The sequence below is a fragment of the Mycobacterium sp. SMC-19 genome (genome assembly GCF_045310815.1).
In the GTDB taxonomy this organism is placed as follows: Bacteria; Actinomycetota; Actinomycetes; order Mycobacteriales; family Mycobacteriaceae; genus Mycobacterium.
The window spans coordinates 71,291-90,295 of record NZ_JBJIAM010000003.1 but is presented as its reverse complement, the minus strand read 5'-3'; the positions used below and the strand labels follow the sequence as shown (position 1 = coordinate 90,295).

The 19,005-nt window shown below is 66.0% G+C and carries 17 protein-coding genes; 9 read left to right on the top strand and 8 right to left on the bottom strand.

The annotated features are described in order from the left end of the window. Positions 1-44 precede the first annotated feature (44 nt). Genes ACJH5R_RS07935 through ACJH5R_RS07920 form a run of 4 tightly spaced genes read right to left on the bottom strand, consistent with a single transcriptional unit; the run spans position 45 to position 4,103 of the window. Entirely contained in the window at positions 45-839 is a 795-nt protein-coding gene (locus ACJH5R_RS07935; RefSeq protein ID WP_406781704.1) for an SDR family NAD(P)-dependent oxidoreductase, read from the bottom strand. A 2-nt stretch (positions 840-841) separates the two neighbouring features. Then, positions 842-1,687: a mycofactocin-coupled SDR family oxidoreductase gene (locus ACJH5R_RS07930; protein ID WP_406781703.1), complete on the bottom strand. Its 846-nt coding sequence runs from the start codon at positions 1,685-1,687 to the stop codon at positions 842-844. After that, positions 1,684-2,481, bottom strand: a complete 798-nt coding sequence (locus ACJH5R_RS07925; RefSeq protein ID WP_406781702.1) for a mycofactocin-coupled SDR family oxidoreductase — start codon at positions 2,479-2,481, stop codon at positions 1,684-1,686. Before ACJH5R_RS07925 ends, ACJH5R_RS07930 begins: the two co-directional genes overlap by 4 nt. Beyond that, positions 2,481-4,103, bottom strand: a complete 1,623-nt coding sequence (locus ACJH5R_RS07920) for a flavin-containing monooxygenase (protein ID WP_406781701.1) — start codon at positions 4,101-4,103, stop codon at positions 2,481-2,483. The genes ACJH5R_RS07925 and ACJH5R_RS07920 overlap by 1 nt, the downstream gene beginning before the upstream one ends. Positions 4,104-4,224: 121 nt before the next feature. Between ACJH5R_RS07920 and ACJH5R_RS07915 the strand changes: the two genes are divergently transcribed. The 6 genes from ACJH5R_RS07915 to ACJH5R_RS07890 all read left to right on the top strand — a co-directional run bounded on the left by ACJH5R_RS07915 (position 4,225) and on the right by ACJH5R_RS07890 (position 10,966). Beyond that, entirely contained in the window at positions 4,225-5,286 is a 1,062-nt protein-coding gene (locus ACJH5R_RS07915; RefSeq protein WP_406781700.1) for a 2Fe-2S iron-sulfur cluster-binding protein, read from the top strand. A 75-nt stretch (positions 5,287-5,361) separates the two neighbouring features. Further along, positions 5,362-6,543 carry an acyl-CoA dehydrogenase family protein gene (locus ACJH5R_RS07910; RefSeq protein ID WP_406781699.1) on the top strand — a complete coding sequence of 394 codons (1,182 nt, stop codon included), beginning with the start codon at positions 5,362-5,364 and terminating at the stop codon, positions 6,541-6,543. 10 nt (positions 6,544-6,553) lie between these two features. Continuing rightward, positions 6,554-7,462, top strand: a complete 909-nt coding sequence (gene bphC, locus ACJH5R_RS07905; protein ID WP_406781698.1) for a biphenyl-2,3-diol 1,2-dioxygenase — start codon at positions 6,554-6,556, stop codon at positions 7,460-7,462. Continuing rightward, positions 7,459-8,919, top strand: a complete 1,461-nt coding sequence (locus tag ACJH5R_RS07900; protein WP_406781697.1) for an FAD-dependent oxidoreductase — start codon at positions 7,459-7,461, stop codon at positions 8,917-8,919. The genes bphC and ACJH5R_RS07900 overlap by 4 nt, the downstream gene beginning before the upstream one ends. Before the next feature lie 233 nt (positions 8,920-9,152). Beyond that, positions 9,153-10,022, top strand: a complete 870-nt coding sequence (locus ACJH5R_RS07895) for an IclR family transcriptional regulator (RefSeq protein ID WP_406781696.1) — start codon at positions 9,153-9,155, stop codon at positions 10,020-10,022. Then, a complete protein-coding gene (locus tag ACJH5R_RS07890) occupies positions 10,019-10,966 on the top strand; it encodes an alpha/beta hydrolase (RefSeq protein WP_406781695.1) in 948 nt (315 codons plus the stop codon). The genes ACJH5R_RS07895 and ACJH5R_RS07890 overlap by 4 nt, the downstream gene beginning before the upstream one ends. On the opposite strand, the gene ACJH5R_RS07885 is transcribed toward ACJH5R_RS07890, so the two are convergent. Next, entirely contained in the window at positions 10,956-12,209 is a 1,254-nt protein-coding gene (locus ACJH5R_RS07885) for an NADH:flavin oxidoreductase (RefSeq protein ID WP_406781694.1), read from the bottom strand. The two genes, ACJH5R_RS07890 and ACJH5R_RS07885, sit on opposite strands and share 11 nt — an antisense overlap. 102 nt (positions 12,210-12,311) lie before the next feature. Here ACJH5R_RS07885 and ACJH5R_RS07880 point away from each other — a divergent pair, with 102 nt between their 5' ends. Together ACJH5R_RS07880 and ACJH5R_RS07875 are read left to right on the top strand one after the other, a co-directional pair. Beyond that, a complete protein-coding gene (locus tag ACJH5R_RS07880) occupies positions 12,312-12,677 on the top strand; it encodes a hypothetical protein (protein WP_406781693.1) in 366 nt (121 codons plus the stop codon). Beyond that, positions 12,670-13,296 carry a Dabb family protein gene (locus ACJH5R_RS07875; protein ID WP_406781692.1) on the top strand — a complete coding sequence of 209 codons (627 nt, stop codon included), beginning with the start codon at positions 12,670-12,672 and terminating at the stop codon, positions 13,294-13,296. Before ACJH5R_RS07880 ends, ACJH5R_RS07875 begins: the two co-directional genes overlap by 8 nt. Positions 13,297-13,310: 14 nt before the next feature. On the opposite strand, the gene ACJH5R_RS07870 is transcribed toward ACJH5R_RS07875, so the two are convergent. Both ACJH5R_RS07870 and ACJH5R_RS07865 read right to left on the bottom strand, forming a co-directional pair. After that, positions 13,311-14,198, bottom strand: a complete 888-nt coding sequence (locus ACJH5R_RS07870; protein WP_406781691.1) for an SDR family NAD(P)-dependent oxidoreductase — start codon at positions 14,196-14,198, stop codon at positions 13,311-13,313. Then, a complete protein-coding gene (locus tag ACJH5R_RS07865; protein WP_406781690.1) occupies positions 14,195-16,117 on the bottom strand; it encodes an NAD(P)-binding domain-containing protein in 1,923 nt (640 codons plus the stop codon). Before ACJH5R_RS07865 ends, ACJH5R_RS07870 begins: the two co-directional genes overlap by 4 nt. A gap of 118 nt (positions 16,118-16,235) precedes the next feature. On the opposite strand from ACJH5R_RS07865, the gene ACJH5R_RS07860 reads away from it, so the two are divergent. Beyond that, positions 16,236-17,822, top strand: a complete 1,587-nt coding sequence (locus tag ACJH5R_RS07860) for an acyl-CoA synthetase (RefSeq protein WP_406781689.1) — start codon at positions 16,236-16,238, stop codon at positions 17,820-17,822. On the opposite strand, the gene ACJH5R_RS07855 is transcribed toward ACJH5R_RS07860, so the two are convergent. Further along, the gene (locus ACJH5R_RS07855) at positions 17,778-18,998 is read right to left on the bottom strand and encodes an NADH:flavin oxidoreductase (protein WP_406781845.1); all 1,221 of its coding nucleotides are present in this window, start codon (positions 18,996-18,998) and stop codon (positions 17,778-17,780) included. The two genes, ACJH5R_RS07860 and ACJH5R_RS07855, sit on opposite strands and share 45 nt — an antisense overlap. Positions 18,999-19,005: the final 7 nt, after the last annotated feature.

Below are 19,005 nucleotides of genomic sequence, written 5' to 3'. Positions count from 1 at the left end.
TTCGTTGTCTGCGGCCACCGCAGCGGACCATCCGGCGCGCATGGTCAATCTCGTCGATTGACGAGGGAGAGAATCTTCTCGTGGGAGTCCAGGACGACTCTCGCCCGGTCAGGTGCGCTGTTCGCCTGCGCGGTCTCCAGGTTTCCGCCGGCGACGTAGATAGGTCCGTCGGCCAGGTGCGCGAGCCCTTCAGCGGCCACCTCGGCTGGTTCGTTGACGATCATTCCGGGGACGTCGAAGTTGAGGCCGACTCGCTGCATGGCCGGCGTGCGCGTCACCCCCAGGACCAATTCCAGTACGTCGACGTTGTGCTCACGCAGTTCCAGCCAAAGACTTTCGGCGAACATCCGGGAGAAGGCCTTGGCTCCGGCATAGACGGTGTGGCACCACGCCCCCATGTAGCCGGCGAGCGATCCGACGAGCAGAATGCCACCACGCCGCCGTAGTGACATGGCCCGACCGTAGTGCTGCACCAGCTCGAGCATGCGAGTGACGTTGAGATCGATGACCTTGCTGAACTCATTCAGCGGTGCCTCCAGGAATGGCTCGTTGCACGTGCTGGCTCCGGCGTTGTAGATCAGCAGGCCGACTTCGAGCCCGGCAGTGGCCGTCACGATCTCATCGACTGCCGTGCCGTCCAGCAGATCGAGCGCCACGGACCGCACCTCGGCACCCAGCTCTCGGCAGCGCTGCGCGGTCTGCTCCAACGGACCCGGTTTACGTGCAATGAGAACCAGGTTGAACCCGGCCTCGGCGAGGATGCGGGCGAACTCCGCGCCTACGCCCTCAGAACCTCCGGCGATCACCGCCCACGGGCCGTACCTCTTCATATCGACCATGCTCATTTCCTCTGTCGCTGAGTACTTCCCGCGTCCACGGGCAGCGTGACGGCCGTGATGTAGCGTGCCTCGTCGGAGACCAGGAACAGACACGCGTTGGCCACATCTATCGGCTCAACCCAGGGGATGTCGAGCATGTTCATGGTTTTCGCTGCGTCGGCGAACTCTTCGCGTGTCGGCGGCCGATCGAGGTCCGGACGAAATGCACTGCTCACCACGTCGTTGTGAATGAGCGATGTGTCGACGTTCGTCGGATGGACCGTGTTGACCCGCACCTGGTGGGGGGCAAGCTCATTGGCGAGACTACGCATCAACCCGACCACGCCGTGTTTCGCGGCGGTGTAGTGCGCGACCCCCTGCAGTCCCCTCAGACCTGCGATGGAGCTGACCAGCACCATAGCGCCGCCGCCACGTGCGATCAGATGCGGAACGCTGACCTGACAGGTATGGAATACCCCGGTCAGGTTGACATCCAGCATGGTCTGCCAGGTCTGCTCCGGCATTTCGATCGCCAGGCCGCGTGAGGTGATTCCAGCGGTGGCGCAAACGATGTCGAGCCCCCCGAAGTACCTCACCCCGTCGTCGACGGCAACGCCCAGTGCCTCCCTGTCGCGCACATCGGCCACCGCCGTTTTTATCCGGGCGCCGGCAGCGCGCACCTGACGTACGGTTTCGTGCAGGTCGTCGACAGTTGCGTGCGGCACTGCGACGGTGTCGATGGGGCCGCACAGGTCGATTCCGATGATGTCGGCGCCCTCCTGGGCAAACCGCAGCGCTTGCGCGCGCCCGATTCCACGAGCCGCACCGGTGATCAGCGCTACCTTTCCGGCGAGCCGAGGTGCGGTCATGTCTTCTGGGTCAATCCGGCGTCGACGACGAGTTGGGATCCGGTGATGTAGCGGGCGTCGTCGGAGGCAAGGAACACCGCGGCATTGGCGACGTCCTCCGGATCCACCCACGGCACCGGGAGCAGATTGCGTTTTGTCAGCACCTTGACGGCGTCCGCCTCGGTCGGGTTCGCGATGTCGGGGCACAGCCGCCGATAGGTGACCTCATTGCGGATCATCGGCGTCGCGACCGCTCCGGGATGCACCGTGTTCACCCGGATACCGCGTGGACCGAGTTCGTTGGCGAGGGTGCGGGCGAGCCCCACTGCCGCATGCTTGCTGGCGGTGTAGTGCGCCGTCTCGGCGGGGCCACGAATTCCACTGGTGGAACTGATGATAACGATGGACCCACCGAGCTTGAGATGGGGCACAGCCGCCTTGACCGTGTGCCAGACCCCCGTGAGGTTCACATCGATCGCGTCGCGCCAAACGTCACTGGCGAGTTCCCAGACCGGCGCGCCGGCAGCGTGAATGCCAGCGTTGGCGATCACCACGTCGAGTCCGTTGAGCGCGGCGACCCCGGCGCGAACGACTTCCCGCAACGCCTCGAGGTCCCGGACGTCGGCACTGCCGGTGAAGCAATGCCGGCCGGCAGCCACGACCAGGTCTGCGGTGGTCGCGAGATCGTCAGCTGCACTGGCTATGTCGACGGCGATCACATCGGCGCCGGCAGCGGCGAGCCGCTCGCAGTGGACGCGACCCGTTCCCCGCCCCGCACCGGTGACAACGGCGACCTTGCCAGCAAGCCTCGGCATCACGACGCCTTGAGCAGCCGGAATCCCTTGTATCCGGCGCCGGCAACTTCGGCGCAGATATCGAGGTAGGTGGCGAATCCCCCGATGAAGAGCATGAAGACGCGCGGCTTTCCCGGCACATTGGCGCCCACGTACCAGGAGTTCGCCTGAGGGAAGAGCGTGGCGTCGGCGCGCTGGTTGCAGTCGGCGATCCAGGTGTCGACGGCGTCTGCGGTGGCCTCGATGGCTGCGTAGCCGTGCTTGTCGAGGTAGTCGATGGCGTCGCAGATCCAGTTGATGTGCGCCTCGGCGTGCAGAACCATGTTGGCCAGCACGGCCGGCGCACCGGGGCCGGAGACCAGGAACAGGTTGGGAAATCCGTCGACACCGAGCCCGAGATAGGTGCGGGGGCCGTGTGACCAGTCATCGACCAGTTTCCGCCCGCTGCGACCGACGATGTCGATCTTGGCCAGTGTCCCGGTCATGGCGTCGAAGCCGGTGGCCAGCACGATGGCGTCGAGATCGTAGTGCCCCGCAGAGGTCGTGATACCCGAGGCGTCGATCGATTCGATGGGCGTCTTGCGGACACTGACCAGCGACACGTTGGGCCGGTTGAAGGTCTGGAAGTAGTTGGTGTCAGTGCAGATTCGCTTGGTGCCGATGGGATGGTCGTCGGGGATCAGCAGCTCGGCGACCTCAGGGTCGTCGATCACCGCGCGGATCTTCTCCTCGTAGAACTTTCGGGCCTCTTCGTTGGCCTCGATGTCGATCATCTGATCGGCAAAGGTCTTGGAGAACAGCACGCCGCCCAGATGCCAGCGCTCCTCGAAGGCGGCTCGGCGCTCCTCGGGCGAGGCTTCCATGGTCAGCTTCGGATGTGCCACGTGCGGGGATCCCCCGCCGCTGCGCCACGACATCCGGCGCCGTTCGTCATACGTCTCCTTGGCGTGCGCGACCTCTTCGGCGGTCAACGGACGGTTGCCCGCCGGCACACTGTAGTTGGGGGTGCGCTGAAAGACGAAGAGCTCGGCAGCCTGCTCGGCGATGATCGGAATCGACTGCACACCTGAAGAACCGGTGCCGATCACGCCGACCCGCTTCCCGGTGAAGTCCACGCCCTCGTGCGGCCAGTGCGCGGTGTGATAGATCTCGCCGTCGAACGTGTCCAGACCCGGGATGTCCGGGGTCAACGGTGAGGACAACGGCCCGGTGGCCATCACCACGAAGCGCGCGGTGACCGCCTCTGCGCCGTCGGTGGTCACCGTCCAACGCAGCGTGTCCTCATCGAGGACCGCGGAGACGACCCTGGTGTTGAAGGTGATTCCCGATCGCAGATCCAGTTTGTCTGCGACCCACTTGATGTAGTCGAGGATCTCGCTCTGCGTGGCGTACTTCTCGGTCCAGGTCCACTCCTGCTGCAACTCCGGGGAGAACGAGTAGCAGTAGTCGAGGCTCTCGACGTCGCATCGTGCCCCCGGATACCGGTTGAAATACCAGGTTCCGCCGACTTCGGGTGCCGCTTCGAAGACACGGACCGACAGGCCCTGCTCCCGGAATTTATGTAGGGCGTAGAGGCCGCCGAACCCCGCACCCACCACGATGACGTCGACATTGCTCTCGGTCGCGCTGCTCACGGGGGCCACCGTAATTGGTCCGCGGCTACCCGGGTCCGGGCGTCTCCCGGTCAACGGGCATCGAGAAATTTCTCCCGGCCACCGGTGAGGGCATCCCACCGAGCCGGCCGTACTACTCACAATGTCGGCCATGACCGATGCAGAATCCACCGGCCGATCCGGGGTCAGCCCGCGCGCGATATCACTGACCGTCACCGCCGTTATCGAGGAGAGCCCGGACGCGAAGTCCATGGTGCTCGAGGTTCCCGACGAGCATCGGGACCGATTCGATTACCGCCCCGGCCAGTTCCTGACCCTGCGCGTCCCGAGCGAGCTGAGCGGCTCCGCCGCGCGCTGTTACTCACTGGCGAGTTCTCCGCACACCGACGACGCACCCAAGTTCACGGTCAAACGCACCAGCGGTGGCTACGTGTCGAACTGGCTGTGCGACAACCTGTCCATCGGCGACACGATCGACGTGCTGCCACCCTCAGGTCAGTTCACGCCGCAAGACCTGGATGCGGACTTCCTGTTGTGGGCGGCCGGCAGCGGGGTCACTCCAGTGATCTCGATCCTCAAATCGGTACTGGCCGCGGGCACGGGACGGGTGGTGCTGTGCTACGCCAACCGCGATGAAGCCTCCGTCATCTTCGCCGCAGAGCTGCGCGACCTGGCGGCTCGCTACGCCGGCCGGCTCACCGTCCTGCATTGGCTGGAGTCGATCCAGGGGCTGCCCACCCGCGCCCAGCTGGGCGGCTTCGCCCGTCACTACACCAGCTACCAGTCCTTCATCTGTGGTCCGGCGCCGTTCATGGAAGTCGTCAAAGATGCGCTCAGCGAGGCCGGTGTGCCGCGGGAGAACATTCACCTCGAACTGTTCCAGTCGCTGACCGGCGACCCGTTCTCCGACGTGCCGATCGACGACATCGCCGACGATGAAGAAGCCGCCGAGACCGAGATCAGCATCGACGGCGAGGTCCACCAGCTCGGCTGGCCCAAGAGCCGCAATCTGGTCGACGTCATGCTCGCCGCGGGTCTGGACGTGCCGTTCTCCTGCCGGGAAGGCAACTGCGGATCCTGTGCGGCAACGGTGGTCGAAGGCGAGGTCGACCTGGGCAACGCGGCGATCCTGGAGAAGGAGGACATCGCCGAGGGTTTGTTCCTGGCCTGTCAGGCGCGCCCGCTGTCGAGCAAGCTGAAAATCGAGTTTTGACGTCGACGGTGAATGTCGTCCGCTCACCGGGATGGGGAGGACAGCCGCGCGCTCGTCGCGGTCACCATCTCTGACATGACTAAACGGGTGATTGACAGCATCGCGGAGCTCGCCGACAAGCTGCGGGGCCAGGCCGAGGAAGCCGAGAAGATCGGCAAGCTGACCGACGACACGGTCAAGTCGATGAAGGAAATCGGTAGTATCCGGTTGCTGCAGTCCAAGAAGCACGGCGGACTCGAGGTTCACCCCCGCGAGTTCGCCGAGACGGTGATGGCGACCGCGGCACTGGATCCGTCGGCCGGGTGGATCAACGGCGTCGTCGGGGTTCACCCCTACCAGCTCGCCTATGCAGACCCTCGGGTCGGCGCCGAGATCTGGGCCGACGACGTCGACACCTGGGTGGCGTCGCCGTATGCCCCGCAGGGCGTCGCCAAGCCCGTTGACGGTGGCTACCTTTTCAACGGTCGCTGGCAGTTCAGTTCCGGCACCGACCACTGCGACTGGATCATCCTGGGCGCCATGATCGGCGACGCCGACGGCAAGCCGCTGATGCCCCCGCAGATGCTGCACATGATCCTGCCGCGCAAGGATTACGAGATCGTCGAGGACTCGTGGGACGTCGTGGGCCTGCGCGGTACGGGCTCCAAGGATGTCATCGTCTCCGACGCCTTCGTGCCGGCCTACCGCACGATGGATGCGATGCAGGTGATGGACGGCACTGCCCAGCGCGAGGCCGGGATGACCGAGCCGCTGTATCTGATGCCGTGGTCGACGATGTTCCCGCTCGGTATCTCCTCGGCCACGATCGGTATCGCAGAGGGCGCGCTTGCCGCGGCCCTCGACTACCAGCGGGCGCGGGTGAACTCCAGCGGTGTGGCGATCAAGGACGACCCGTACGTGATGTACGCGATCGGGGAGGCCGCCGCCGACATCAACGCCGCTCGCCAGGAGCTCCTGGCCAACGCCGACCGGGTCTACGACATCGTCTCCTCGGGCAAAGAGGTTTCGTTCGAGGACCGCGCGGCCGGGCGACGGACGCAGGTACGCGCGGTGTGGCGCGCGGTGTCGGCGGTCGACGAGATCTTCGCCCGTTGCGGCGGTAACGCAGCGCGGATGGACAAGCCGTTGCAACGCTACTGGCGCGACGTCCACGTCGGTCAGGCTCACGCCATCCACGTTCCCGGCACGGTGTATCACGCCTCGGCGCTGAGCTCGCTCGGTGTGGACCCGCAGGGTCCGCTGCGGGCGATGATCTAGGGGTTGGCCTGTGAGTGCGATCAAGAGCCTCGGCTACGTTTCCGTACAGACCACCGATATCGACAGGTGGCGCCACTTCGCCTTCGGCGTACTGGGTTTCGCCCAGGGCAGTGGGCCCGACCCGGACTCGCTGTACCTGCGGATGGATGAGCGCTCCGCACGGATCATCGTCTCCCCGGGTGACACCGACAAGATCGTCACCGTCGGCTGGGAGGTCCGTGACCATGCCGCCCTGCAGGCGGTGACGCGCGCCCTCGAAGCCGCGGGTGTCCCGTACAAGCAGCTGTCGCTGGCCGAAGCAGACGCCCGCCGCGTCGAGGAGGTCATCGCGTTCGAGGATCCGGCCGGCACATCTCTTGAGGTGTTCCACGGCGCGGTTCTCGACCACAGCCCCGTCGTGACACCGTTCGGAGCAAGGTTTTTGACCGGCGATCAGGGCCTGGGACACGTGGTACTGCCCGCACTGGATGTCAACGGTCTGTTCGAGTTCTACACCGAGGTATTGGGATTCAAGTCACGCGGCGCCTTCCGGGTGCCGGTCCCCCCGGAGTTCGGGCCGGTACGCGTGCGCTTCCTGGGCATCAACGAGCGTCATCACAGTCTGGCGCTGTGCCCCGCGGCGACGTTGCGCGACCCGGGGCTGATCCATCTCATGGTGGAGGTCGACAGTCTCGACAGCGTGGGCCAGGCGCTTGACCGGGTCACCAAGGACGGCTTCCAACTGTCGTCGACGCTTGGGCGGCACACCAACGACAAGATGGTGTCGTTCTACGTCCGCGCACCCGGCGATTGGGACATCGAGTTCGGCACCGAGGGCATGCGGGTCGACGAGACGTATTACACCGCCGAAGAGATCACGGCAGACAGCTACTGGGGCCACCAGTGGGTTGACGACCTGCCCGCAGCCATGCGCCCGTGACCGCTGACTTCACCCCGGTCGCCGTCGCCGAAATAGCCGGCTGGGATTACGAAGTCGACGTTGTCATCGCAGGGTTCGGGGTGGCGGGTGCCGCTGCGGCGGTGGAGGCCGCCCGCACCGGCGCGGACGTTCTGGTGCTTGAGCGCACCGCCTCGTGGGGTGGAGCGGCGGCCATGGCCGGCGGATTCATCTATCTCGGCGGCGGGACGGCGCTGCAGAAGGCTTGTGGCTTCGAGGATTCGGTCGACAGCATGGCCGCATTCCTCAATGTGGCGATGGGACCCGGGGCTGACGAGCATCGCATCGCCGACTACTGCGCCGGCAGCGTGGCCCACTTCGACTGGCTCGTCGAATGCGGCGTGCCGTTCAAGGCCGAGTTCTTCGCCGATCCCGGTTGGGAGCCGCTGGGCGACGAGGGCCTGATGTATTCCGGCGGCGAGAACTCCCATCCGTTCAACACGATCGCCACTCCCGCGCCACGCGGCCACGTCCCGCAGATGTCCAACAAGAAGCAGGGCGAGGCCAGCGCCGGTTTCATGTTGATGAAGCCGCTCGTCGACACCGCGCTGCAGGCCGGGGCGCGGGCGCTCTACGACGTTCGCGCTCAGCGCCTGGTCGTCGAATCCGATGGCCGCGTCGTCGGCCTGATCGCGCGCCGCTACGGCACCCAGATCAGCGTTCGTGCCCGCCGAGGGGTGGTGCTGGCCACCGGCAGCTTCGCCTACAACCAGGCCATGGTGGCGCAGTTCGCGCCGCGGATCGCCGGCCGGCCGGCCGCATCGGTGGAACAACACGATGGCCAGTCGATCCGGATGGCGCAGGCGCTCGGCGCCGACCTGGCGCACATGGACGCCACCGAAGTCGCCATCTTCATCGACCCGCAGCAGCTGGTGCGCGGAATCCTGGTCAACGGCCGGGGCCAGCGATACGTCGCCGAAGACACCTATCCCGGCCGGGTCGGACAGCTGACGCTCTACCACCAGGACAACACCGCATATCTGATCCTCGACGGCGAGGCCCAGGACGCGGCCATGGCGTCGGCGTCACCCAAACTCATGCTGCGCCCGCCGACCTGGGTCGCCGACACCGTGGTCGACCTGGAGTCCGAGATGGGCTTGCCTGCGGGATCGCTGCAGGCCACGGTGGCGGCATACAACGAGGGCGCTGCCCGCGGCGACGATCCGCTACTGCACAAAAAGCCACAGTGGCTGAAACCGATCGGCTCCCCCATCGGCGCCATCGACCTGCGGGAATCCACCGGCGGATTCACCCTCGGCGGGCTGGCCACCACGCTCGACGCCCAAGTGCTCCATGTCAGCGGGGAACCCATCCCGGGCCTGTTCGCCGCAGGACGGTCGGCCGCCGGGCTGGCGGCCTGGGGTTACGCCAGCGGCGTGTCGCTGGGCGACGGGAGCTTTTACGGGCGCCGGGCCGGGCGCAGCGCCACCCGCGCCTGACGACACGCCGCCCAGGGCGGCCGACGCTGGATGACCGGCAACCGTTTGCCACTGAATATGTTTCCGCAGCATTAATGCCCTATGTCGCGTTGCTCTCGACGCCACTCGGGTGCCGGTTACAGGTGCGCGCCGGGTCAAATTCCCGCCAAAGTGTGACACCAGCAACACCGATGTGGTACACATATGACCATTAGGCATATACCTATTAGGAATATACCCACGGAGGTTCCCCGATGCCCGCGACAGCCGCCTTAGCCATGACCGCCGCCAAGGATGCGCCTACCGAAACTCCGAGCGCCGTCATCGACCGGGTGTCCCTGGTCCTCGATGCATTCGACGGACCTGGCCGGCTGACCCTGGCGCAGATCGTGCGCCGGACCGGCCTGCCCCGGTCGTCGGCCCACCGGATGCTCGAGCGCCTGGTCCAGCTGCGCTGGCTGCGCCGCAGCGGCCGGGACTACGAACTGGGGATGCGCCTGGTCGAGCTCGGATCGCTGGCAGTGCACCAGGATCGCCTCCACAAGGCCGCGGCGCGCAAGCTGCACGAACTTCACGCGGCGACCGGTCTGGTGGTTCACCTCGCCGTCCTCGACGGACCCGACGTCGTGTACATGGACAAGGTCGGCGACCGGATGGCGGCGGCCATCCCGACCCGTGTCGGCGGCCGCAAGCTGGCGCATTGCACGGCAGTGGGCAAGGCGATGCTGGCTTTCGCCGATGAGCGTGACGTCGAGGCGCTGAACACCGATCTGCTCCCCCGCCAGACCAAGTATTCGATCTCCACCCCCGCCCAACTCCGTAGCGAGCTGCTGAAAGTCCGTTCCCATGGCGTCGCCTTCGACCGGGAGGAGTCGCTGCCAGGTTTCGGCTGCGTCGCCGCGCCGATCGGCGAGCCGGGTGAAGCGGTTGCGGCCATTTCGGTCTGCGGCCCGATGAATCGGATCAAGCTGGACCAGCGACTCGTTGCTCCGGTCCGTATCGCCGCGATGGGAATCTGGCAGGCCGTCGACTGCGGACCTGTCCGGGTGTCTCCGACCCTGCAACAGATGCGGCCGCTGCGGGCAGGTCCGGCGGTCCGCGGGGGAAGCCTGCAGCTCGCATGATTCTGGATACGCAGATCGCGCGGATCATCGAGGCGCTCAACGCGGGATTCCCGCCGGTGCACACCATGACCGGCGCGGAGGCGCGGGCCGTCATCCGCTCGCGTTTCACGCCGTCTGCTACCCCCGAGCCTGTCGCCGACGTGTATGACCGCACTGTCGCCGGCCCGGACGGGCCGCTTGAGATCCGGGTCTACCGCCCGAGCGCCGCAGATTCCGGCCCGGTCCCGACCCTGGTGTACGCCCATGGCGGAGGTTGGGTGTTCTGCGATTTGGACAGCCACGACAACCTGTGCCGCGATTTCGCCAATCGGCTACCGGCCGTGGTGGTTTCCGTGCATTACCGGCGCGCGCCCGAAGAGGGACGGTGGCCTGCCGCAGCCGAGGATATGTATGCGGCCACCGTTTGGGCCGCCGACCACATCGGTGAGCTCGGCGCCGACCCGAGCAGATTGCTGGTCGGCGGCGACAGTGCGGGCGGCAACCTCGCCGCCGTCGCCGCGTTGATGGCGCGCGACCGCGGTGGACCGCGCCTGGGCGGTCAGCTGCTGCTCTATCCGGTTATCGATGCCGACTTCGACACGGCCTCCTACCGCCGGTTCGGCCGCGGCTTCTACAACCCACAGCCCGCGCTGCAATGGTATTGGGATCAATACGTTCCCGCGGTCGCCGACCGGTCCAACCCCTACGCTTCTCCCCTGCACGCCCCGGACTTGTCCGGGCTACCGCCAGCCGTCGCCGTCATAGCGGGTCACGACCCGTTGCGTGACGAAGGCCGGTCCTATGCCGACGCCCTACTACGCGCGGGTGTTCCCACCGCGGTGCGCTACTTCGAGGGTGGAGTGCACGGCTTCATGACGATGCCCACCCTCGACATCTGCCACCGGGCCCGCGCACAGGCGTGCGCAGCTCTCACCGAGATTCTGGGCCCGGCCGTCACGAAATGACCGCCGGCCCTTCGGACTGCACAGGTTTCATCGGGGCAGTCAGCGGCGCGGCGTCGCCGTAGCGTTGCTCGGGATCGAGCACGCAGTGGGTACGCGTGAAGACGGTAACCATGCATTTGTTGTTGTGGTCGCAGCGGCTGCGTACCCGGGGATCCTCGATCATCCCGTTGACCAGATCTGGGTCGCGCAACAGCGCTCTGCCCATCGCCATGAAGTCGAATCCCTCGCGCATCCCGGTTTCCAGGTGCTCACGGTTGGTGATGCCGCCCAGCAGAATCAGCTTGGTGTTCTTGATGGCCGGCACGAATTGGCGTGCCGCGGATAGCATGTAGAGATCTTCGTAGGGATAGCTGCCCATGGCCCACTTGCCCATCACTCGCACCCCGGGCCGCAGCGCCGGTGGCATCACCCGGGCGAATTCGCGCACCGGCACATCACCCCGGAACAGATACATCGGTTTGAACACCGACGAGCCCTGCGTCAGCTCGATTGCATCCAACGTCCCATCGGCATCCAACAGCTGGGCGGTGCGCAGCGCCTCGTCAATCCAGATGCTGCCCGGCAGGCCGTCATCCATGTCCAACTTCGCGATCACCGCGATCCGCCGGCCCACAACGTCGCGGACTCGCTGCGCGATCTCCCGGACGAACCGCGAGCGGTTGTCGATGTCTCCGCCGTATTCGTCTTTACGCCGGTTGATCAGCGGGCTCAGGAAAGAACTCGGCAGGTAGAGGTGGCCGAAATGCAGCTCTACCGCGTCGAATCCGGCATCGACGGCCACCTGCGCCGCCGCGCCGAATTGATCTATGACGGTGAAGATCTCGTCGCGGCGAATCTCACGGCAGTAGGCGAACGACGTGGGATTGACGAAGCGGCTCGGCGCCACCGCGGTAACGCCGGTCAACTTCTTCTGCGCCACCACGCCGGCGTGGCCCAGCTGGGCGGAGATGGCGGCGCCAGTGTCATGCACCGCGTCGGTGAGCTTTGTCAGGCCCGGCAGCGCCTTGGCGTCCATCACGATCTGCCCCGGTGCGCTGGCCCCCTCCTTGGACACACAGCAGTACGCAACCGTGGTCATGCCGACCCCGCCCCTGGCAAAGCTCAGGTGGAAGTCGATCAGATCGTCGGTGACCAACCCGTCGGGCGAACGACCTTCGGATGTCGCGGCCTTGATGACGCGATTGCGCAGTCGGACCGGGCCGAGTTGAACGGGGGCGAACGGATTCGGGCTGAGATCGTTCATCGCCTAACCGTCCTCGCGGTCGGTGGGATCCGTCAACGCCTGTCTCCCGGTGTCCGGGACTGCTGCCGGACTCACGGCGGGGCCGCCCCTAGCCTCGTCTGCATGGCTGACGGTGAAGTCTTCGTCATCGACCGGATCGTGACCAGGCCCGGGCTGGCGCGACGATTCGTGGATCGCTATCTCGCGGAGTACGCGCCTGGGGCCCGGGACCGCGGAATGACACTGCAGAGCGTGCTCGTCAGTCCACCCATCTGGTTCGCCGATGAGTCGAACACCATCACGATCACCTGGTCACTGCCCGACCCACTGGCCTGGTGGCAGATGACCTGGAAGGGGCGGCCGGATCCCGCGTTGGGGCAATGGTGGTCAGAAATCGACGAATTGGTGGCGGAGCGAAGCCGCTCGGTGGCGGCAGCAGCCGGTGACGTCGACGCACTGTGCGAGATGAATGCGGCAGCCGATGTTTAACGTCACGCGACTACTCGACGTCGAATCCGGCGAACGCGACCGGGTGCTCACCGCCATCCGCGCGGTGGCCGAACGCAGCGGAGCTCTGCGATGGATCGTCGAACCGACCGATTCCGGCTCACGCAATGGCGGGGATGTGTTGGCGCACCTGCGTTTCCCCGACGAATCAGCGTGGCGCATCGCCGAACCGCAGCTCGCGGCTGCGCTGTCCGAACCCGCGATCACCCGGGTCAACGGCGCGACGTATCAGGGCACGCCGATCGGCACCGGTAAGCCCGCGACGGTGTACCGGACGCTGCTGTTGCGGGTGCAGCCGGACACCTCGACGCAGACTCTGACGCGGTTCGAGTCGGAGCTGAAGTCGATGCCGGGCTATGTCAGCACCATGTGCGCGTGGCAGCTGAGCCGGGTGACCGAACCGACCGGCTCCACCGCGTGGACGCATGTGTTCGAGCAGGAGTTCACCGATGTCGCCGGGCTGATGGGGCCCTACCTGATGCATCCCATCCACTGGGCGGTGGTGGACCGGTGGTTCGACCCCGAGACCACCGAGATGATCGTCCGCGATCGGGTGTGCCACAGCTTCTGCGCGATCGACCGCGCCGTCCTACAACCGTGACGGCCCGCCGGAAATCACAGTCCGGCGGGCAGGATGTTGGGATTGGCGGCCGTGGGCGGTTCCAGGGGCGGGAGCACCGTGGCGCCGTCCAGGCTGTGCACGGCGAGCCGCTGGGACCAGGGGTAGTGCAGGCTGAACGCGACGAGGCCAGTGCGCTCGGCGGCGGGTAGATGGCACATCGCCAACACCGTTTCGGCCAGGTACTCGACCGGCTCGGTCGGGAACGAATCGGGTATCAGGCTGTCTGCACCCGGTGTCCGGATCGCGCTGGACGGTCCCACGACGTTGACGGCGATGTTGGAATCCACCAGTTCAGCCGCCACCCCCTGGGTGAGCCGGTGCAGTGCCGCCTTCATCGACGCGTAGATCACATCCCCGGAGGACTTGTTGTACTCGCGGTAGGGGCGCGCCGGAGCCAGCCCGGTGACAGATCCGATGTTGACGATCCAGCCCGCACCTTGACGCCGCATGTGTGGAATCGCCTGTTGAATCAGCACAAACGGCGTGCGCACATAGTGTTCGACGGTGCGATCGAAAGTCTGCATCGGCATGGTCTCGATGACCGAATAGTCGGCGTATCCGGCGTTGTTGACCAAGATGTCGATGCGGCCCGTCCGCTCGACCACCTCGTCGATCAAGGCGGCACGCTGGCAGGTGTCCTCCAGATCGGCGGCGATGCCGAATGCCTTGCCGCCGGCTGCCTCGATCAGCGCGACGGTCTCGGCAATCGTGCCCGGCAGAGCCTCCGTGTGGCCCGCGCGAGTCGACGGCGACGCCTGGTGAGAGCGTGCGGTGACCGCTACCGTCGCCCCTTCGGCAGCCAGCCGCTGAGCGACCGCCCGCCCGATCCCCCGACTGCTTCCGGTCACCAATGCGGTTTTGCCGCTGAGTAATCCGGTCATCGGAGGATGAAGTCTCCCTCGATCGGAGCACGATGGCTCTGCCAGACATCGATCAGCCGGAACGGGAAGGCGGTGACAATTCGTCCACCGCCGGAGCGATAGTAGGTGTGTGCGGTGGGCGTGTGGCACCACACGGTGTCCGCCATCGCGGTGTCGATCTCGCCGACGTAACTCTCGAACGCCTCCGGGGTGACCTCGATGGTCGGCACACCGCGCTGCGCCATCAGCTGGAGACATTCCATCACGTAGTGCACCATCACCTCCACGCCGAAGTTGTGTCCGGCTCCGTGACCCGGGCTGTAGTTGGGCGCCGACGAGATGAACATGTTCGGGAAACCGGGAACCATGCCGCCCCGGTAGGCGCTCGGACTGTCTCCCCAGACGTCACTGAGCTTGATGCCGTCGCGGCCCCGGATATCGACCGTCGACAAGAAATCGAGGTAATAGCCGGTGGCGTAGATGATGACGTCCAGATCAATCTGCCGGCCGTCCTGGGTGACGATCCCACGCTCGTTGACCTGCGCCGGCTCGCTGGCCTCCACGTCGACGTGCGGTTTGGCCAACGCCGCGTAGTAGCCGCCGGGGTCACGAATGATGCGCTTTCCGTAGGGCGCAAAGTCGGGCGTGACCTTCTTCGCCAAGTCCGTGCCGGCGCCGAATACCCGGTCGATGTAATCCAGGCACATCCGCAGCAACACGTCGTTGGCCGGCGAGATCGACAGGTGGTCGGCCGCCCATTCCGGGTCCCGCAGGATCACCGGATAGTTGTTGTCGGCGGTGCCCCAGAACGACTTGAGCCGATTCCAGTTGGCGTAGTACGGGATGTGGGTGTTGAGCCAGCGGCGGGACTCGGGCACGTCGTCGGTGAGTCGCTTGCGTGGCGCCACCCAGTGCGGCTGACGTTGAAAGACCGTGAGGTGTTCGACTTCGCCGACGCAGGCGTCGACGATCTGAACCGCGGTGCATCCGGCGCCGATGATCGCCACCTTCTTGCCGCGCAGGTCCAAGTCCGGGTCCCACTCGGCGGAGTGGATGCTCACGCCGGCGAAGGATTCCTTGCCCGCCAGGTCAGGCCACCGTGGGCGGTTGAGGTAGCCGACCGCCGGTATCACCGCGTTGGCATAGCTGACCTCACGGGTGCCGTCGGGACCGACAGCGTGGATCTGCCACAGCCGGCGCTCCTCGTCCCACCACAGCGCCTCCACCTCGGTGCTGAATCGGGTGTGGTCCCGCAGATTGTTCTGGGTGGCGACCGACTCCAGGTACTTCTGGTACTCAGCGCCTTGCGGGTAGTAGCTCGACCATCCACCGTTGATGTCGCGCGACAGCGAGTAGTAGGCCGAGGGTGTGTCGACACCGATGCCCGGGTAGACGGCGGTGTACCAGGTGCCACCGACCTCGTCGTTGCGGTCGACGATCTCGAAATCGATTCCGGCATCAGCGCATTCCAGCGCAGCGGCCATGCCCGCGATCCCGGCGCCGATGATGACCACCTTGAAGTCCGTCGGAAGCTCGGCGGTCCGAGGCAGCACCGGCTGCGACGGATGGAATCCGCCCTGCTCCAGCAGCAAGCCGACATACTCGGCACTCACCTCGGTACCCAGCGCCAGTGGCGCGATTCGGGCGAACAGCGCCGGGTCATCGCTGGGCAACGCACCGGCCGGACGCGGTTGGTCGAGTGCGGCCATCACCGCTTCCACCAGCACCTCGCGGGTCTCGTCGTCGGTGACGCCGATCTGCTCCGGAGGGTCGGGCTCAAACGAGATCTTGTCGGCAAACCGGTCGACCACGGCGGGATCGCCGGTCAGTTGGGCCAGCACCGCTACCAGGACCCCGGCATCTGCCTGACGCAGGTAACTGCGCAGCTCAGCGGGATCCGAGCCCGTGTGGTCGGCCGTCACGGTCGCATCGGTCGTCATCGAACCTCCTTGCTCGTGCCCCGAGTATGTGGCCACCACCGGCGATCCATCCGGCCGCTGTCTACTGAGCGGGACGCGGCTTGCCCGCACCCGGCGCCGCCGTCCTACAGTCCGGGGCATGAACGAGCTCGATGCCGTCCTCGCCTCGGCGCGCAGTCACGCGCTCGGTGACATCCCGCGACGCTCGGCCCGCAAACAACCGGACAAGTTGGGCGTGATCGACGGCGATGTCCGTCTGACGTTCGCCGAGTTCGATCGCTTGGTCGATCGTGCCGCAGCCGCCTTGCAGGACAACGGCTTCGGCCCCGGCGATCGGGTAGCGGTCTTGGCGCACAACTGCTGGCAGTACGCGGTGCTGGCGTTCGCCACCGCTCGCGCCGCCGTCGTGCTGGTGCCGATCAACTTCATGCTGACCGCCGAAGAGATCTCGTTCATCCTGGACCACAGCAAGGCCACCGGGATGCTCGTCGAAGCCGATCTGGTGCCCACCGCCCAGGCAGCGATGCAGCTCGGCGGGAGTGTGCGTACCACTGCGGCGATCGTCCTGCCCGGGCAGACGCTGCCGCCCGGCTGGGATGACTTCGATCAGTGGCTGGCAACCTCGGCAGCGGCTCCCGCGCCGTATGTCGCCGACGATCAGATGATCCGGCTGATGTACACCAGCGGGACCGAGGCGCATCCCAAGGGCGCGATGCACTCGACCCGCAGCCTGATGGGCAACTACATCAGCTCGGTCATCGCCGGCTCGATGGAAGGCACCGACGTCGTCGTCCAGTCGCTGCCGCTGTATCACTGCGCCCAGCTCGACAACTTCTTGATCCCCGCCGTCTACCTCGGTGCCACCAGCATCATTCTCGCCCGGCCGGAACCCGAGATGGTGCTGCGCACAATCGAAAAATACGGTGCCACTAGCTATTTTGCTCCGCCGACGGTATGGATCTCGCTGCTGCGATCCCCACTCTTCGATTCCGTGGACCTCGCCAGCCTGCGCAAGGGGTACTACGGCGCCTCGGCGATGCCGGCCGAGATCCTGGCCGAGATGCGTGAGCGACTGCCCGAACTGCGGCTGTGGAACTTCTACGGTCAGACCGAGATGGCGCCGCTGGCATCGGCCCTGGGACCAGAAGACCAAGACGCACACGCCGGATCGGCGGGCCGACCGGTGATCAACGTCGAGACGGCGATCCTCGACGACCAGGGCACCCCGGTGGACCCCGGCGTGGTGGGTGAGATCGTGCATCGAAGCCCCCACCTGATGCTCGGCTACCTCGACGACGAGACGAAGACCGCAGAAGCGTTCCGCGGCGGCTGGTTCCACTCCGGCGACCTCGGCTACTACGACAGTCACGGCCTGCTACGCGTGGTGGACCGGAAGAAGGACATGATCAAGACCGGCGGCGAGAATGTCGCCAGTCGCGAAGTCGAGGAAGTCATCTACCGGCACGCCGGCGTCGAGGAAGTGGCGGTGTTCGGTCTGCCACACCCGCGGTGGGTCGAGTCGGTGGTCGCCGCCGTGGTGGTCCGTGGCGGCATCGTGGTGACCGAAGACGAGCTCATCGAGCACTGCCGGGCTCATCTGGCCGGATTCAAGACGCCCAAGCAGTTGTTCTTCGTCGACGCGCTACCCAAGAACCCGAGCGGAAAGCTGTTGAAACGCCTCTTAAGAGAGCGGTTCAACGTCGAGGAGATCAGCACCGGAGGATAGCGGATCGATCGTTCCGGTAGGCCGCAGTACGCATCGGGTCCGGTCAAAGATCGTCACCATGCAGCGGTTGCAGTGCGTGCACAGCGAACGACTTTCCGGGTCAGCGTCGACCCTCCTCACCAGGCCCGGGTCCCGCAGAAGAGCTCGGGCCACCGCCACGAAGTCGAAACCCTCCTTCATGGCCAGCTCCATGCTGCGGCGGTTGGTGATGCCGCCGAGAAGGATCAGCGGGATCGTCAGCTCATGCCGGAACTGACGGGCCAGGTCGAGCAGATAGAGCTCTTGGTAGGGGTATTCGCGCAAGAACCCCCGGCCCACGGTCGCCAACAGCCAGCTCAACGGCCGGGGGAAGACGCCGGCGAACTCGGCGCGAGGAGCCCTGCCACGGAAGTAGTACATCGGATTGAGCAGCGAGCTGCCCACCGTCAGCTCAAGTGCGTCCAGCGCACCGTCATCCTGCAACCATCGACCGATCTGCAGGCCGTCTTCAATGCGCAGGCCACCGGGAAATCCGTCTTCCATGTTGAGTTTCGCGGTGACGGCAACGCGATCCCCGACCTCTGCTCGGACCGCCACGGCGATCTCTCGGGCCAACCGCGCACGATTGGCGAGGTTGCCACCGTAGCCGTCGCGCCGTCGGTTCAGCAGTGGACTGAAAAAAGAACTGACCAGGTAGTTGTGCCCGAAATGAAGCTCAACGGCATCAAATCCCGAAGCAGCCGCCAATCGGGCCGCCCTCGCGTGGTCGGCGACTATTCGGCGCAGGTCCTCGGAATCGGGACGGCGGCTGGACGCCATTGCGAGTGGACTGAACAATCTGCTCGGCGAGACCGCGGGCACACCGTTGGACTTGGCATTGGCAACGGGTCCGGCGTGTCCGAGCTGGGCACACGCTGCTGCGCCCTCGGCATGGACGGCATCGGTCAGGCGCTGCAGGCCGTCGACGGCCTCAGGCGTCATCAGGATCTGGTCGCGCTCGGTTCGCCCCTCCGCAGACACGGCGCAATAGGCCACGGTCGTCATCCCGACGCCGCCGGCCGCAACAGCACGGTGAAAGTCGATCAAGTCATTGGTGACCTTCCCGGCGGGTGTCCGCCCTTCGAAGGTGGCCGCCTTGATGACGCGGTTCCGTAACGAGATCGGCCCGAGCTCGGCCCGTCCGAAGACGTCGGCCACTTCGCCG

Coding starts and splice junctions, on each gene's coding strand:
- ACJH5R_RS07930 (WP_406781703.1), bottom strand. CDS start 1,687: ATGACCGCACCTCGGCTCGCCGGAAAGGTAGCGCTGATCACCGGTGCG.
- ACJH5R_RS07935 (WP_406781704.1), bottom strand. CDS start 839: ATGGTCGATATGAAGAGGTACGGCCCGTGGGCGGTGATCGCCGGAGGT.
- ACJH5R_RS07860 (WP_406781689.1), top strand. CDS start 16,236: ATGAACGAGCTCGATGCCGTCCTCGCCTCGGCGCGCAGTCACGCGCTC.
- ACJH5R_RS07915 (WP_406781700.1), top strand. CDS start 4,225: ATGACCGATGCAGAATCCACCGGCCGATCCGGGGTCAGCCCGCGCGCG.
- ACJH5R_RS07925 (WP_406781702.1), bottom strand. CDS start 2,481: ATGCCGAGGCTTGCTGGCAAGGTCGCCGTTGTCACCGGTGCGGGGCGG.
- ACJH5R_RS07910 (WP_406781699.1), top strand. CDS start 5,362: ATGACTAAACGGGTGATTGACAGCATCGCGGAGCTCGCCGACAAGCTG.
- ACJH5R_RS07875 (WP_406781692.1), top strand. CDS start 12,670: ATGTTTAACGTCACGCGACTACTCGACGTCGAATCCGGCGAACGCGAC.
- ACJH5R_RS07895 (WP_406781696.1), top strand. CDS start 9,153: ATGCCCGCGACAGCCGCCTTAGCCATGACCGCCGCCAAGGATGCGCCT.
- ACJH5R_RS07890 (WP_406781695.1), top strand. CDS start 10,019: ATGATTCTGGATACGCAGATCGCGCGGATCATCGAGGCGCTCAACGCG.
- ACJH5R_RS07880 (WP_406781693.1), top strand. CDS start 12,312: ATGGCTGACGGTGAAGTCTTCGTCATCGACCGGATCGTGACCAGGCCC.
- ACJH5R_RS07865 (WP_406781690.1), bottom strand. CDS start 16,117: ATGACGACCGATGCGACCGTGACGGCCGACCACACGGGCTCGGATCCC.
- ACJH5R_RS07870 (WP_406781691.1), bottom strand. CDS start 14,198: ATGACCGGATTACTCAGCGGCAAAACCGCATTGGTGACCGGAAGCAGT.
- ACJH5R_RS07885 (WP_406781694.1), bottom strand. CDS start 12,209: ATGAACGATCTCAGCCCGAATCCGTTCGCCCCCGTTCAACTCGGCCCG.